Raw genomic sequence first — 16,270 nt, forward strand, 5'->3', positions numbered from 1 at the left:
CAGCCCTTATCAACCGTATATCCACGGATAAAATACCCGATTAACGTGTTTAGGTAGGTAAATACCCGTGATGACAAAACTGTTGATCCTTTTTCCTTGTTGCCACCCAAAAACAGGATTCTTATGCAAGAAAAATATGCTCCTATTCCCGGACGTTCTTTTCCGCTTGGCGCGGAATGGGATGGAAAGGGAACCAATTTTGCACTATTGGCAGAAAATGCCGATAGGGTAGAACTTTGTTTATATGATAATGATCTGGAGGAAAATGTCCGGATTGAGCTTGTTAATCGTGACCACCATATTTTTCATTGTTATATCGAAGGAATTCATCCCGGACAGCTTTATGGTTACCGGGTGTATGGCCCTTATGAACCCGAGTGCGGTAAACGTTTTAATCCAAACAAATTGCTTCTAGACCCTTACGCCAAAGCGATATCCGGAGAAATGGTATGGGATGATGCGGTATTTGGCTATCATATAGGTGAAGCAGACGAGGATTTAAGTTTTTCCCTGCTCGACAGTGGTCCATTCGTGCCTAAATCGCTCGTAGTAGATTTAAAATACGATTGGCAAGGCGATACGCTACCGAAAATTCCCTATGGACAGTCGGTGATTTACGAATTGCATGTTAAGGGGTTTAGCAAGCTCAATCCTAAAGTTCCCGAAAACCTCAGGGGAACCTATGCGGGGCTATCACATCCTGCAAGTATTAACTATCTCAAGTCTCTCGGTATAACTGCTGTAGAGCTAATGCCTGTGCATCAGTTTATTTCAGATGGACATCTGCAGGAAAAAGGTCTAAGTAATTACTGGGGTTATAATACCATCGGTTTTTTCGCACCTGAAGGAAAATATTCTTCCTCCGGAACAAATGGTGAGCAGATTCGTGAATTTCGGGATATGGTTAAGGCCATGCACCGCAACGGGATAGAAGTTATTCTGGATGTGGTGTATAATCATACGGCAGAGGGCAACGAAAAAGGACCAACGATCTGTTTTAGAGGAATAGATAATGAAACCTATTACCGTTTGGAAGAAAACCAAAAACGATACTATACCGATTATACCGGGACCGGAAATACATTAGATACACGCTTTCCTGCCGTACTGCGTTTAATTATGGATAGCTTGCGTTTTTGGGTGGAAGAAATGCATGTAGACGGCTTTCGATTTGACCTGGCTTCGGCACTGACCAGGGGATCGGATGAGGTAGATACATTGGGTAATTTTTTAAATATTATTCATCAGGATCCGGTAATATCACGGGTAAAACTCATTGCCGAACCTTGGGATATTAATGAAGATGGTTACCAGGTTGGCCAATTCCCGGCGGGCTGGGCAGAGTGGAACGGCGTATATAGAGATAGTGTGCGCAGATTTTGGAAAGGCGAAAAGGGGATGTTGGGCTGTTTTGCCCAGCGGTTTCTGGGAAGCCCTGACCTATACAGGCAGCGTAACCGGCGACCATCCGCCAGCATCAATTTTGTTACGGCTCATGATGGTTTTACGCTCCACGATCTGGTTAGTTATAACGAAAAGCACAACGAGGCCAACGGTGAGGATAACCATGATGGCGAATCTAATAACGACTCCTGGAACTGTGGGGAAGAAGGTGAAAGCCGTAATATAGCTATTAACACGCTGCGCAAAAAGCAGAAAAGGAATTATATGGCTACACTGCTTTTATCTCAGGGCGTACCGATGATAACAGCTGGTGATGAAATTTCGAAAACCCAAAAGGGTAACAACAACGCATATTGCCAGGACAACGAAATTTCCTGGCTGAACTGGGGCGATGTTGACACTGAAATGTTATCATTTACACAAAAGCTGCTCTTGCTCCGTCAGCGTCACCCCAGTCTGTCGAGAAGGGAATGGATTAAGGATAACCAGATTGCTGAAGATGGCCTGCCGCATATTGCCTGGCTTTCAGCTACGGGTGAGTTAATCAACGATCAAGAATGGGAATTAGATCATGAAAATACCTTGAGGGTTTTTCTCCATGGCGAGGGTATTAGCGGAAAGGATGCAAATGGTAGGGATATTGTTGATAGCCATTTTTTATTAATCTTTAATGGGGGTGAATACGAAACCTGTTTCAGACTTCCCGACATCAGATTTTCCCAAAAATGGGAAATTGCGATTTTTACTGCAACAAAGGAATTAGAAAAAGAAGAATTCTTAGCAGGTGAGGCACTATGCGTAGAGGAAAAAAGTGTTATCGTCTTAAGGGCAGTATCTTAACGTATGTTTAAAACACAAAGGCCTTGCGTATTTCTACGATGATCGATGCGAAATATACCCATTTATCAAAAATCCAAATCCCTTCTCTCTTAGCTATGGTTACTAGATCGAATACTTCCTTTACTTAAACAATTATGGTATGATTACACTTGGTATAAATGCAGTTTTTCATGATTCTGCGGCCTGCATTCTCGAAGATGGAATACTTTTAGCTGCTGCAGAAGATGAACGCTTTACTCATATTAAACATGGCAAACGGCCTATTCCCTTTAATACCTACGAACTTCCTTTTCATGCCATAGATTATTGCTTAAAGGTAGCAGGTATCCATCTAAGGGATGTTGACCATATTGCCTATTCTTTTGATCCGGGCCTGCTTATTGATCAAAACTTAAAAAACCAACCGATATGCGAAATCCCGTTTTATCCGAATAATGCTACTGATGGAACTGCAGGCAATCCCTGGGATAACTTATTTCTTTCTTCGATTTTGCATGCACCAAACCAGTTGGTAGATGGTTATCCGCACCATTTGCAGAAACGTTTTTATGGTTCAAAAACCAGCGATTGGGAGTGGCATTATGTAGATCATCATGCGGCGCATGCGGCAAGTGCGTTTTTTCCATCACCATACCAGGAGGCCGCTATACTTACACTTGATGGACGGGGGGAGGTGGCTTCTACAACCTATGGTGTTGGCAGGGGGACAGAAATGACGAGGATCAATCAGGTAAACCTTCCTCATTCGCTCGGCCTGCTTTATGAACGTCTCACTACCCATCTGGGTTTTCTGCACTCTTCTGATGAATACAAGGTGATGGCACTGGCCTCTTATGGGCAGCCGCGTTTTGCTGACCAGTTCAGGGAGATTATCAACGTGGGCCGAAACGGGCAGTATACCATAAGCGATGAAAATTTAGAAGCAAGATTTGGTGCGAAGAGATTAAAAGATGAACCTTTTACCGCGTTCCATTTTGATCTTGCACGCTCCCTGCAACTGGTATTGGAAGAAACGGTTTTAAAACTGGTGAGCTACCTTCACCAGGTTACACAAGTGCCCAATTTAGTGATGGCTGGCGGCGTAGCTTTAAACTGCGTTTTAAATGCGAGGATAAGAGACCTGGGACCATTCGAAAATGTATGGGTACAGCCAGCGGCAGGCGATTCGGGCACCGCACTTGGCGCCGCGCTATATGTGGATATTAACGAACGTAAAACGCAAAAGCGCGAATTTGTAATGGACCACGTGTATTGGGGCCCTGAATATAGCGATATAGAAATTGAACGGTTTTTAAACTGGGCAAAAGTACCCTTTACAAAAATGGAGGATATCGCAACAGAAACAGCAGCTTTGCTGGCCGATAATCAGATTATCGGGTGGTACCAGGGTAGGATGGAATTTGGCCCCAGGGCATTGGGCAGCAGATCAATACTGGCCTCGCCGATAGATCCCCGTATGCAGGCGATGCTGAATGAAGTGAAAGACCGTGAAGATTTTCGTCCGGTTGCCCCAGTGGTATTGGAAGAAGATGCGCATCTCTGGTTTAAAGATGCAAAGTTTTCGCCTTTTATGCTGTTTATTTACGATGTGCTTAAGGAGAAAGAAGACCAGATCCCTGCGGTGAGGCATACCGACGGTACGGCCCGGGTACAAACCATCAATGAACAGCAACACCCAGAATATTATCGCTTGTTGCGTGCCTTTAAGGAAGTTACAGGCATTCCTGTGCTGATCAATACCTCTTTTAATACATTGGGCAAGCCTATTGTATGCTCACCCAGGGATGCTGTAGAATGTTTCTGGACATCACCTTTTGATGCGCTTATTATAGGATCCTATTTAATTACCAAAACAGATGCACATAAAAATATCGGTAGTCATTCCAACTTACAACAGGTTGAACCTCTTGTTTAACTGTCTGGATGCATTGAATAAACAAACCTTGCCAGGCAGTGATTTTGAAGTTATTGTGGTGAACGATGGCCCCGATAAGGAAATGATCGAAACGATTAACTATCAAAAAGATTATTATAATTTTCAGTTGTTTCCACGCTGTACAGCAGAAAAAAAAGGGCCTGCTGCTGCCCGCAACCTGGGCTGGTTAACGGCCAGCGCACAACTTGTGGCTTTTACCGATGACGATTGCCTGCCGCATGCCGGTTGGCTTAAAGGATTTCTTGATCATCACCATAGCCGGGAATTGGCAGCATACAGTGGTAAAACAATTGTTCCCCTTTATCCTCAACCAACCGACTTTGCCTTGAATACCTCCAGGCTTTCTAAAGCTGATTTTATAACCGCAAACTGCGCCTGTACCAAGGCTGCGCTCTTTAAAACAGGAGGTTTTGATGAACGCTTTGCCATGGCCTGGCGCGAAGATTCGGATCTTGAATTTAAATTGATGCAGGCAAACATCCCCATATTCAGGAATGAAGCTGCGGTGGTTGTTCATCCGGTGCGAGAGGCTGCTTGGGGTGTAAGTTTAAAAGAGCAGTGTAAAGGAATTTATGACGTATTGCTATTTAAAAAATACCCTGAACTTTATCGTCAAAAAATACAGCGTTATCCGATATGGAATTATTATCTGATCGTATTATTGGCTTTACTTAGCCTTTACGCTTTATTGCTGGGTTATCATAGGACTTCAAAATGGAGTGTATCTGCTATGTTGCTTTTGATGACCTGTTTTGCGCTTAAACGACTGCAGAAAACCAGCCGATCGGCTAAACATATCACCGAAATGCTGGTCACTTCGGCAATAATCCCTTTTCTAAGCATCTATTTTCGGATCCGTGGCGTAATCCGCTATAGAAAACTTCTCTTTTAATATGGAGGGGAACATATTGCAGTTAAAAAAAATTGGTATTTTCAGGGCTTTGCAGTTAGGGGATTTGCTGTGCGCCATGCCAGCCATCCAAAACCTTCGTTTGGCTTACCCTAAGGCAGAAATTGTATTTATCGGATTGCCCTCTACCAGGAAGCTAATCGAACGTTATTCTGAACTTTTCGATCGTTTTATCGATTTTTCTGGTTATCCTGGCTTACCTGAAATGCCTTTTGATGAAAAGACTTTCAGCAGATTTTGCAAAAATCTTACCGACGAAGCATTTGATGTGATACTGCAGATGCATGGAAACGGCACAATTGTTAATGAAATGCTAAAGGCTTGCTCGGGTGGAAGCAGGATCGCAGGTTTTGCCCTTAGCTCGAATGAATTGGCAGAAAATCCTTTGTTAATGCCTTATCCAAATTGGGGCCACGAAAGCCTAAGGCATATTGCTTTGATGAAACACCTGGGAATTGCAATTGCTACGAGGGCAGTGTTTTATCCATTATATCAAAATGATTTTGAAAGGTTGGATACATTAGGCGTTGGTGAGCATTATATCTGTATCCATTGTGGCTCAAGGGGTACCTGGCGCCAGTGGCCACCTGATTTTTTTGCCAAACTTGCAGATTATTGCGCCAGGCACGCTTTCCGGATCGTACTTACCGGAACTTCAGAAGAGTTGGAAATTACTAATCAGGTAGCCGCTTTGATGAAAGAAAAACCACTAATTTTGGCTGGTAAAACTGATTTGGGTATGGTTGGGGCATTGCTCAAACGCTCAAAAGGACTAATTTCTAACTGCACAGGCATATCGCATATCGCCGCTGCTCTCCGGGTAAAAAGTGTGGTGATCAGTATGGATGGAGAGCCTGAACGATGGGGACCGATTGATACGACCCGGCATAAAACCATCGACTGGACAAAAACACCAAATTATGCTCTGGTAGAACAGGTGGTTAAAGAGATGCTGTTTCCTGAAGAAGATCATCAAATGCAGCAAATATCGTTTGGGTAGATGGAAATGTTGTGGGCAATGGATAGACTTTTTCAGACTGAAAACGCAAAACCTGGTTATTGCTGAGTTGGGATGAAAGTACGTCATATTCAATTACGCTGTTGGGAACCATCCAGGGGGTGTGCTGGGGGTTCGTTCGTGCATACAAGGCCAGTACGGGTGTACCCACGGCGGCAGCTAGATGCATGGGACCCGTATTTACGCTTATCATAGCCCTTGCCTTTAATATGCAGGCCGCAAATTCCTTCAGGTTAAACAGACCGGCTGCAGGAATAACCGCTTTACCTATTTCTTTCGCAAAGGTTTCAATGATGTCGCTTTCCTTACTATTTCCGCTTAATAAGATAGGAAGACCATATTTTGCTGCTACCAGTTTGGACAGTTTTACCCATTCTGTGTTCGGAAACTGCCGCTTTTCTTCAGAAACACCCATATGAAAAATAAAGAAACCATTCTTTTTTAAACCCAGAACTTTCAATTTATCGTTTGCGGCATCTTTCTGTACTGAAATCCTGATGCGTTGATCTGTAGTATGTGCCCCAATAAAAGTGCAAAGTTTGAGGTCGCGTGCTACCTGATGTCTGATTTCGAAATAAGGCTCCGGATCTGGCAACCAATGGGTGAGCAGGCCGTAAAGGTTTTCCCTGCAATAGGCCGCGCGCAGGGGAATACCTGCCATAAAGGCAATCATTAGAGAAGGGGCGGGGTTCTGACTGGAAACATTAAATAATATACAGCCATCAAAAGCCTGCGCCCGGATAGCAGATACCACATCTGCCAACGCATCGGGAGTTATCGCATCATTTGTTTTCATCCAGGGAAAATCACAACAGATTACCTTTTTTATCCATGGCAGAAGTGCTGAAGCTTCCAATGCCATGTTAGAGGTGAGCAAGGTTATTTCGCATTTAAAACTTTCGCTTAAGGCCCTGATCGCCGGAGCCGACATCAGTAAATCGCCCATATGATCAGGCCGCATTACCAATATCTTCTTACATGATTTCCATTCCATTAATTTATGGCGTTGCTGTTTAATAGGGTGATATTCTGCTGAATCTTGCCAATTATTTTGGTTGTAGACCTGTTCGCTACCGTTGGTAAAAAAACTATTTTACAGCCTATTTCATTCAGTATTTTTTCTTCGGGCAAAAACTTATTGCGATAATCTCCCCCCTTAACAAACACATGTGGCCGTATCCTTTTTAAAAGGGGAATAGGCGTATCATCGCCTTTTTTACCAAAAGAAATAATATGGTCGATGCATGACAGCTCAGATAACACTTCTATACGATCATTCATTGCATTGATAGGCCTTTGGCGACCTTTCAGTCTTTTTATACTTTCATCATTGTTTAATCCTACAATAAGGATGTCGCCTTGTGCCTTTGATCCTTTTAAATAGCTCACGTGGCCACTGTGCAGAATATCAAAACAACCATTGGTAAACACAATCCGTTTTCCCTGCGCCTGGTAATGCTTCATCAGGATGCTGATTTCACTTACATTGTTCAAATATTTTTGCTTTATGCCAAAATCATCCTTTAGGCGTGCGATATTGCACACTGCCGTATGTGGTTCTTTAATCACTACTGAAGCTGCACTTACGGCCAGCGCAGTAGCAGTGAAAAGATCCGTTCCACTAAGCAATGCCATTAAAGCGGTGGCCAGGAAGGTATCACCAGCACCGCTTACCTTTGGGTTGGTCACTTTTGGCACATGCTGATGAAAACTGAATCGGCCTTTTTCAAAGCCGCATACACCATCTTCATCCATACTGAGCAGGATATTTTTAGCATTGCTATGCTTGTACAAACATTCGCCCCAGTTTTTTGCCTGTTCCAGCCGATTCAGGTTAACAGATTTAAATTGGCAAAGCGCCAAAGCTTCTGTAAAATTTGGCTTAATCAGTGTTGGCTCAAGCCTAGCACAACGGGCAAAATTCCGGGCATCTACGGCGAATATCTTTTTACTCCTGTTTTTTAATAATTTTAATTCAAGAATCAGCTCATCAGTTACTACACCTTTTTCGTAATCAGAAATTAATACGGCATCTACATGTTCAAAAACGGTGCTGATGTGCTCCACCAGTTTTTTGGTAATAACCTTTGATACCGGGGTGGAACTGCCTTCGTCATACCGTACAATGAGCTGGGAAGGAGAACTTACCCTTGTTTTACAAAGGGTGGACCGTTCCGGCTCGTTAATAATCAAATCTGTGCTGATATCCTGCTTTTTTAGCAGCCCGTTAAGGATATGGCCATACCCATCAGCACCGGTAACGGAACATAGCATGACTTCAGCGCCAAGTGCTTTAAGGTTGGCTGCAACATTTGCCGCGCCTCCAGGACAATTCTTTTTCGCATTGATATCGATTACCGGAACACTGGCCTCAGGTGCCACACGGGTACATTCACCTTGAATATAGCGGTCGAGTATCAGGTCGCCGATGACCAGAATTTTTTTGTCCTTAAAGTTTTCCAGAAATTGCTGATATGGCGGTGTTGTGTTTTTCATGATTTAAACTATTTAAGATAAATTCGCCTGCTGCCGCAAAATCACTGGCGATAAAATCGGGAATGCGTTGCGGATGATCTGCCATATCCCACTCGGTTTCGTTGCCGTTATTAATCAATATGGCTTTACAGCCTGCCGCTTTACCTGCTTGCACATCGTTGAGTATATCACCGATCATCCATGAGCCGGTTAAAGAAATATGGTGTTCGCGCGCTGCCCTGTTAATCAAACCAGGGGCTGGTTTTCTGCAGTCGCATCGTCTGGCATAAGGTGCTGTATTGCCATTGGGGTGATGTGGACAGAAATAAAAGCCACTTAAACTCACCTTATATTTGTGCAAAAGTGTCTTTATACGAGCTTCAACCGTTTTTAGGTCGTTTTCATTAAAATAGCCAAATGCAAGCCCACTTTGATTGGATATCACAATCAATTCAAAATATGGGGTAAGCATGGCCAGTGTTCGACCCACATTTTCTTCAAGATTTATAAGATCAGGGTCTGCATTATATGGGATATCGGGAATAAGTGTGCCATCCTTATCCAGAAAAATGGCACATTTAGCTGCCATAATGATTAAAAATTTTTTCAGGCCTGTATAGTGCTGGCAGCGATTGCTCTTTGGCAGCCGTTTTGTTTGTAAAGGCAACATTGAACATGCGGTTTTCGATGATCGTACATAGCAGGTGTACCAAATGAAGATGCATTTCCTGTATCCGTTGTGTACTGTTAGATGGTACTATCAGATTAAGTTCGCCATAATCTACTGCGCGTCCACCATCTTTGCCTAACATATTTATGCAGCAGATTCCTTTTTTCTTGGCCATCTGCATCGCCTTAATGATGTTGTCCGAATTACCACTTGTACTCATGCACAATAATATATCGCCCTGGTTTCCGTAAGCCTGTACCTGCCTGGCAAAAACATCGTCGTATCCAAAATCATTTGCCCACGCAGTGATAATAGCCATATCTGCGTTCAGTGACATCGCCGGAAGTCCCTTGCGGTGCGGTACTTCGAAACGGCCCACCAGCTCCGCAACAAAATGCTGGCTTTCTGCAGCACTTCCGCCATTTCCACAAACCAATATTTTATTCCCGGCTTTTAATGCCCTACTGATCATCTCGCCGGCCAAGGCAATCTTGGTGCCTAATATCCTTGATGTGCGCTCGAAAGTCCTTGCGCCTTCTTCAAATGCTTGCTGTATCATGGTAAACTCCTGCTCTCGCAATTTGTGCTGATTGGCATGAATACCCTGGTAGCAATTATGCAGTTGTAAGGCAATTTTTTTCCAGGTAAAATTTTCATGCACATGCTGGACGGCATTGTCCGACATTTTCTTAAGCAACGATGGTTCAGATAATAAATGTGCTATCTTTTCTGCTAAAACCTCGGGCTGTTTTGGTGGGACCAGATAGCCGGTGTGACCATCCTTCACTGTAAATTTAATACCGCCTACTGCCGAGCCGATAACCGGAGTGCCGCAGGCCATGGCTTCAATTGGGGTAATGCCAAACGGTTCATACCATGGTGTTGTAATAAAAATATCGGCCGCACTGTAGTAATACCTCAAAAGTCCTCTATTTTTCTGACCAACAAAATCTACTGAATTTTCAATTCCATATTTCCTGGTCAGTGTTTTCAGTCTTTCCAGTTCAGGATCATTTTCTGATGAATCATGTTCTCCACCAACGATAATCAGTCTTAATTGATGGTCAGTTTTAACCTTGGCGAAGGCCTGAATCACATTGTCGATACCCTTACGTTCTACCATTCGCCCCAACTGGAGCACAATCTTATCGTTATCGGCTATTTCCAGTAGTTTTTTTGCAGTAGATTTGGCTATAGGGTAAAAGTCATCAGGGCTAAACCCGCATGGTATCATCACCATTTTATCAGGATCAGCACGGTAATAAGTACGGAGATCAACTTCATCCTGAGGACATTCGGCAATGATCTTATCTGCCTGTTGTACAATGCTGCGTTCTATATCTACGCGTTCAGGCGGGAACCTGTCCATTTCTTTCTGATGCATTTTCCTGATATGGCCAAGGGCATGGAAAGTAATCACAAAGGGAATATCGAGCCTTTCCTTCAGTTCCATCGCCACCAGGCCCGACATCCAAAAATTGGCATGAATAAGCTGGTAAGAAATTTTATTACGTTTGATAAAATATTCCATTTCTCTTCTGAAATCTTTCATATACGGAAGTAGTGTTTCCTTGTCTATCTTATCTTTGGGGCCTGCATCTACCAAAATCACGCGTACATTTTGGCAAAAAGTATTTACCTTTTTTGAAATGATATCTTCGCGACGTGTAAAAATGTCGACCTGGTAGCCCTGTTCGCCCAGTTGCCTTGCAACTTCGGCAACGTAAACATTCTGGCCGCCATTGTCTTTTCCTCCAAGTAAGGCAAGGGGTGATGCATGTTCACTAATAAATGCGATTTTGTTCGTCATAGTTGTGATTTTAGATGTAATTGGTTTTGGTTGTTAGCTCTTTAGCCCTTACTTTTTCAAAAAGCTTTTGCCATTCGCTCGTAAACCTTTTTATACCGAAGCGCTCTTCAGCGGTTTTTCGTGCATGGTTACCCAATTCCATGGCTAATACAGGATTTTCAAGCAGAAGTTCCATATCCCGCTTTAACATATTAATATCGGTTCTTACAAAACCAGAATGGCCATTTTTAATGGTAACTGACATTTCTGTGGTGGCCAGACCAATAATGGGCATACCTTGCATCATCGCCTCGCAAACGGCAAGGCCGAGACTGGTATAGCGGATCGGGTTAAAGAAGAAACGGTAATTTGAGATAAAGGCTGGTAGCTGCGGATGGAGTACTTCACCAATTCCATATGCTTCTGCACCCATGCCTACCAGATCAAGCGGTATGGTTTTGCTCAATTCTTCAAAAATATCAAATCCTAAAAGCCTTCCGCGGGTAGGCAAGTTGTTAATTATCACGATGCCCCTTTTCAAAATGCCTTTATAAGGATGTGGGCTAGCGGTTACACCATGTTCAATCACAAGCGTCTGCACATTAGGGCTGTTCCACATCAAACTGTTAAAATGCGTTACATGTACCAGGATAACCGATGGATCTGTAACAGGGTGAAGTGTATCGGTCGGATGATCCCAGGGCGGATCATGCTCCAGGTAGATTTTCGGCAAGGTGCGCTGCCGTTCAGAAAGTACATCGTACTGGTCTCGTAGATAATTCTCATCAGTTTGAAATAAGATGACATCGAAATCCATCTCACGCACTTGTGCCGCAGGAATTTCTACCACATTATCTCCGAAGGGGAAAGTGTTTCCACGGCCTACGTAGCCCTCGCTTTTGGTTTCGTTTACCGGTATATAAATATCATAGTCTCCCTGCGAGAGGTAAAAAAGATAGCTTCCGTGGATGTGCCAAGTAAAAATTTTTGGCCTGTTAAAGTCTTGCATATTGAGTTATCTAATAGCTTTTATGGACTGAAAAAGAATCGTTTCCCTAAACGCTGCTTAAATAACTGCACTTCACTGCCTATTGTTCGTTGTACAAATACCTGATTTAGTGCAGGAAAACACCTGTATGCGATTGGGTGGAATACTTGCTTAAGTTCAGGCATAGGCCGCGGTTTAACGTATAGCGTCAACGTTTTTTATTTTGATGACACCGCACTGTTAAAGAGCCGAATTTATACCTGTTTGTTATGGTGGATAATTTGAATGGGAGGAAACTTTTCAACGTGATTGATTAACCAGATGAACATGTAACATCATTGTGAGTTGATGTGGCTAAACAATCTTAATTCAATTTTGTTTTTTGTTTGTAACGTTAAAGTAATAGTGCAGATCTATATCAATATTTTGAATGAATATTGTTGAATTTATGTCCGATAAAAAAGAATATGAAAGACCCGGGCAAAGCGCTTGGAAAGAGCGACAGGCATTTTTGCTCCGGTTTAGCGATACCCTAAGGGCCTATACTAATCAGGATGACATAGGTAAAGCTGCAGTAAAAATGCTGGCTAAAGAATTAAAGCTTGACCGATGTTATTGTGCAATGATCGAGCTCACTAAAGATATGGCAAAGGTGATGTATCAAAGTGGTAATTCGTTAATTCCACCCACTCCCGATACACTTTCGTCGGCAAACTTTCCTGAATTGCTTCTTCGGTCGATTGAGTGTTCACTCTTCATTAATGATGCTGTTTTAGACGATAGGTTAAGCGCCAACGATCGTGCAAACTTTGCCGCAATTTCATTTCGAGCGGTAGCGGCCTGCACCATACGCCGCGGTAAAAAACATCCGGTATGGTCGCTCGTTGCCGTCCAATCGGGGCCGAGAAACTGGACTACTGTAGAAATGATGTTGCTCGAAGAAGCTGCAGAACGCATGTATAGCGCCATTGAAAATGCCCGTGCTTTAGCGGCTTTGGCTGAAAGTGAAAAAAAGTACCGCACGCTTTTTAACTCTATCGATGAATGTTTTTGTATCATTCAAATGGTATTCGATGAACATGGGAAGCCAGTAGACTATCTTGTCCTTGAAGCTAATCCAGCTTTGTACGAATTGACCGGACTTACAGGGGCTATAGGGAAAAGGATGCGCGATCTGGCACCTGCACATGAACAGTTTTGGTATGATAAATATGGCGAAATTGCCTTGACTGGCGCACCAGCCCGTTTCCAGCACCAGGCCGATGCCTTGGGCAGGTTGTACGATGTTTACGCATTTCCTATTGATCAGCCACAGGAATTGAAGCTTGCCGTATTGTTTAAAGACATTACAGAGCGTAAACATACTGAAAAGAGGCAGGCTTTTCTCTTGAAACTAAGCGATGCCTTGCGTCCACTAACTAACCCGCTTAGCGTGCAAAACATCGCTATGGAATTACTGGCTAAAAGGTTAAATGTGATGTATGCCAGTTATTTTGAGATGGACGAGGATGGAGATTCCTTTTATGTTGCGGGGCACTTTGAAGATGAGGGCATGGTCTTGCCTGAGCGTATGCGTTTATCAGATTTCTCCTTGTCCCTGGCGGCAGCTTTTCAATCCGGACGCACGATTGCCGTTACCGATACCAGTATAAAAGGTGAATGGGTAAAATCGCCAGAGACTTATGCCAGTATTGGTGTGGCGGCCTGGGCAGCTGTTCCGCTCTTAAAGCATGGAAAGCTGGTGGCTTGGATAGGCATAAATTCAAGCAAGCCCAGGACGTGGAACAAGATAGACCTTCAAACCCTGAATGATGTTGCAGAACGCACCTGGGATGCCTTGGAACGCACACGGGCAGAACAGGCTCTACGCGACGCCGAATTAAAATACCGCCTTCAGCTAGAGGATGATGTACAAAAGCGTACCAAAGAACTACAGGAAAGCCGGGACCGTCTGCAGTCTATTTTCGATGAACGAATTAAAGCAGAAGAAGATCGTCTTAAAGCCTACCTATTGCTACAAAAATCAGAGGAAACAGCATCATTAGGCAGTTGGGAATTCAATCGTCTTAATGGTCATTTAATCTGGTCAGACGGGATGTACCGATTGTTTAACCTGAAAACTGGATCGCAGATCACACCAGCTGTTTATTTGGAATATGCAATTGAAAATAGCCTAACCAAAGCCAGAAAGGTTGTTCAATGCATACAGAACAGTGACTCGGATTTTGAGGAAATATTGGAAATGAACATTTCAGGTAAGATCAAAGTGCTGCGTATTAAAGGAACTCCGGTACGGAACGGTCAGGGTGATATCGAGCACGTATTAGGGGTTGATCAGGATATTTCAGCAATGCGCGAAGCGGAAGATAAAATAAAAAAAATGGAGCAGGAACAACAATTGGAAATATTCCGGACATCGCTGAGTACTTTGGAAGAAGAACGCCATAGAATATCTGAAAGTTTGCATAATGGGATTGGTCAACTTCTTTATGGGATAAAAATCAATATGTCTAGCTTGCGCGCTGGAGGATCAGAAGATGAATTCAGGCATAACAAAGCCTACATCAATGAACTGTTAACCCAGGCTATCGCAGAAACCAGACGGGTTTCACATGAACTGATGCCCACCACACTAGAACAGTTTGGATTAAAAAGCGCTATTGATGATATTTGCAGGCAATTGTCGGGAAAAATTGAATTCAACTGTCACATCTCCGTTCAGCATAACAGGTTAGAAAAATATATGGAACTGGCTGTTTACCGCACCACTCAAGAACTGATGACTAATGTGGTTAAACATGCAAAGGCAACTACCTGCGAGGTAACGATCATCGTTGGGACTGATCAGGTAAAAATAGCGGTTAATGACGACGGACAGGGAATGCCAGAAAAATTGGAAAAGCTTAATGGCATAGGCCTCGCATCCATTCGCAGTAAGATTGAATTGTTAGATGGGCGGCTCACCATTTCTTCAGTGCCTGGTAAGGGAACCCATGTTGAAGTAATTATTCCTCATCAAGGATTAATCCAAAAGCCAAGTAGGTGATGATCCGGTTAGTAATAATAGAAGATAATGATATTGTTCGCGAGGGCCTTTCACTGCTGCTTGCTAAAGAGGCAGGAATTACGATTGTTGCCACTGCTGAAAACGGCGCTAGCGTAATGAAAAAGTTGGAGTTAGGTATATTAGTTGATGTGATGTTGATCGATTGGAATATGCCAGGTATATCAGGCTTAGAATTAACAAAACGGGTGAAATCGCAAATGCCAGATATTAAAATTATTATTTTAACTATGCATAGTAAAGATGAGTACCGGATTCAGGCTTTTAATGCCGGAGCTTCTGCCTATTTACTTAAAGATCTTGAAATTGAAGAATTGGCCAAAATCATCCGCGAGGTTTATGCAAAAAAATGATTTGGGGCAGTTTCCATCACAATCTTTACTATGATAGCTTCGTATCCAGCCTTAATCTTGAATGGTCCACACCAGATCTTTGGTTTGGTAGCCAAGATTCTCTGCTTTTTTAAGGTAAGTTGCCTTTATCGCATCGGGAATTTGTTTTGTACGTGATAGTATCCAAAGGTAGTCCAGGTTATTTCCGGCTATCAGGGCGTATTGGTAGTCTTTATCGATTTCAATTACATTGTACCCTGCGTAAAAAGGACCAAAAAATGAAACTTTTAGCCTGGCTTCATCATTGCCCTTTACAAATTTGGCTTTTCCGATACTCTGTTTCCATTTGTTTTTCACCATATCGTAGCCTTTGTTGTCTACCCGGATAGATCCATCATCATTCAGTGAATAGGTAGCAGTTACATTCTTCAGGTTTTTTTCAAACTTGAAATCCATTCTGGCAATTTCGTGCCAGGTACCCAGGTATTTATCTTTGTTAAATGGCTTAACTGCTGTTGCTCCACCAGGGATTGAAACCTTACAACTTGTATAGGTTACCGCCACAACAGCTAATGTAGCAAGTAGAAGTGTATTACTGTATATTTTTTTCACGGTTTTAATCTTAAATAATTTCAACAAAGGTGAAGGGCAAATGTTTGAATGCTTGAAGTGAGCATTAATTTATACCGTTTTCGCCAAGCTTTTTTTACGCCTGCATTTTTGACTGCAATAGATCACTTCATCCCAGTTTTTTGCCCATTTGGTACGCCACATAAAAGGGCGGTTGCAAACCGGACAGGTTTTCATTGGTAGATGCTGCTTTTTTACATCTTTCATAAAAATA

The 16,270-nt window shown here is 43.0% G+C and carries 13 protein-coding genes; 6 read left to right on the top strand and 7 right to left on the bottom strand.

Going from position 1 to position 16,270, the window contains the following annotated elements; all coding sequences use genetic code 11:
* Nucleotides 1-123 precede the first annotated feature (123 nt).
* The 4 genes from glgX to PGN18_RS12910 all read left to right on the top strand — a co-directional run bounded on the left by glgX (nucleotide 124) and on the right by PGN18_RS12910 (nucleotide 6,090).
* Nucleotides 124-2,244 (top strand): glycogen debranching protein GlgX, encoded by a 2,121-nt coding sequence (gene glgX / locus PGN18_RS12895; RefSeq protein ID WP_335319912.1) that lies wholly within the window; start codon nucleotides 124-126, stop codon nucleotides 2,242-2,244.
* 139 nt (nucleotides 2,245-2,383) lie between these two features.
* Nucleotides 2,384-4,159, top strand: a complete 1,776-nt coding sequence (locus tag PGN18_RS12900) for a carbamoyltransferase family protein (protein WP_335319913.1) — start codon at nucleotides 2,384-2,386, stop codon at nucleotides 4,157-4,159.
* A complete protein-coding gene (locus PGN18_RS12905) occupies nucleotides 4,101-5,072 on the top strand; it encodes a glycosyltransferase family 2 protein (RefSeq protein ID WP_335319914.1) in 972 nt (323 codons plus the stop codon). The genes PGN18_RS12900 and PGN18_RS12905 overlap by 59 nt, the downstream gene beginning before the upstream one ends.
* A 1-nt stretch (nucleotide 5,073) precedes the next feature.
* On the top strand, nucleotides 5,074-6,090 hold the full coding sequence (locus tag PGN18_RS12910) for a glycosyltransferase family 9 protein (protein ID WP_335319915.1): 1,017 nt from the start codon (nucleotides 5,074-5,076) through the stop codon (nucleotides 6,088-6,090).
* Here the strand turns inward: PGN18_RS12910 and PGN18_RS12915 are convergent.
* From PGN18_RS12915 to PGN18_RS12935, 5 genes are read right to left on the bottom strand one after another with little or no spacing between them, the layout of a single operon-like run.
* Nucleotides 6,032-7,102, bottom strand: coding sequence for a glycosyltransferase family 9 protein (locus PGN18_RS12915; RefSeq protein ID WP_335319917.1), 1,071 nt, complete (start codon nucleotides 7,100-7,102; stop codon nucleotides 6,032-6,034). The two genes, PGN18_RS12910 and PGN18_RS12915, sit on opposite strands and share 59 nt — an antisense overlap.
* A complete protein-coding gene (locus PGN18_RS12920) occupies nucleotides 7,102-8,604 on the bottom strand; it encodes a PfkB family carbohydrate kinase (RefSeq protein ID WP_335319918.1) in 1,503 nt (500 codons plus the stop codon). The genes PGN18_RS12915 and PGN18_RS12920 overlap by 1 nt, the downstream gene beginning before the upstream one ends.
* Entirely contained in the window at nucleotides 8,558-9,172 is a 615-nt protein-coding gene (locus PGN18_RS12925) for a D-glycero-alpha-D-manno-heptose-1,7-bisphosphate 7-phosphatase (RefSeq protein ID WP_335319920.1), read from the bottom strand. The genes PGN18_RS12920 and PGN18_RS12925 overlap by 47 nt, the downstream gene beginning before the upstream one ends.
* Nucleotides 9,162-11,063 (bottom strand): glycosyltransferase, encoded by a 1,902-nt coding sequence (locus PGN18_RS12930; protein ID WP_335319921.1) that lies wholly within the window; start codon nucleotides 11,061-11,063, stop codon nucleotides 9,162-9,164. Before PGN18_RS12930 ends, PGN18_RS12925 begins: the two co-directional genes overlap by 11 nt.
* Nucleotides 11,064-11,073: 10 nt before the next feature.
* A complete protein-coding gene (locus PGN18_RS12935) occupies nucleotides 11,074-12,051 on the bottom strand; it encodes a glycosyltransferase (RefSeq protein WP_335319922.1) in 978 nt (325 codons plus the stop codon).
* Between the two features lie 409 nt (nucleotides 12,052-12,460).
* Between PGN18_RS12935 and PGN18_RS12940 the strand changes: the two genes are divergently transcribed.
* Nucleotides 12,461-15,076 (top strand): GAF domain-containing sensor histidine kinase, encoded by a 2,616-nt coding sequence (locus PGN18_RS12940; RefSeq protein WP_335319923.1) that lies wholly within the window; start codon nucleotides 12,461-12,463, stop codon nucleotides 15,074-15,076.
* Nucleotides 15,076-15,447: a response regulator gene (locus PGN18_RS12945; protein WP_335319994.1), complete on the top strand. Its 372-nt coding sequence runs from the start codon at nucleotides 15,076-15,078 to the stop codon at nucleotides 15,445-15,447. Before PGN18_RS12940 ends, PGN18_RS12945 begins: the two co-directional genes overlap by 1 nt.
* 51 nt (nucleotides 15,448-15,498) lie before the next feature.
* Here PGN18_RS12945 and PGN18_RS12950 read toward each other — a convergent pair whose 3' ends face one another.
* Both PGN18_RS12950 and PGN18_RS12955 read right to left on the bottom strand, forming a co-directional pair.
* Entirely contained in the window at nucleotides 15,499-16,038 is a 540-nt protein-coding gene (locus PGN18_RS12950) for a lipocalin family protein (RefSeq protein WP_335319924.1), read from the bottom strand.
* A 69-nt stretch (nucleotides 16,039-16,107) separates the two neighbouring features.
* Nucleotides 16,108-16,263: a DUF2256 domain-containing protein gene (locus PGN18_RS12955; RefSeq protein WP_335319925.1), complete on the bottom strand. Its 156-nt coding sequence runs from the start codon at nucleotides 16,261-16,263 to the stop codon at nucleotides 16,108-16,110.
* Nucleotides 16,264-16,270: the final 7 nt, after the last annotated feature.

The sequence above is a fragment of the Pedobacter terrae genome (assembly GCF_036946585.1).
Classification (GTDB): Bacteria; Bacteroidota; Bacteroidia; order Sphingobacteriales; family Sphingobacteriaceae; genus Pedobacter; species Pedobacter terrae_C.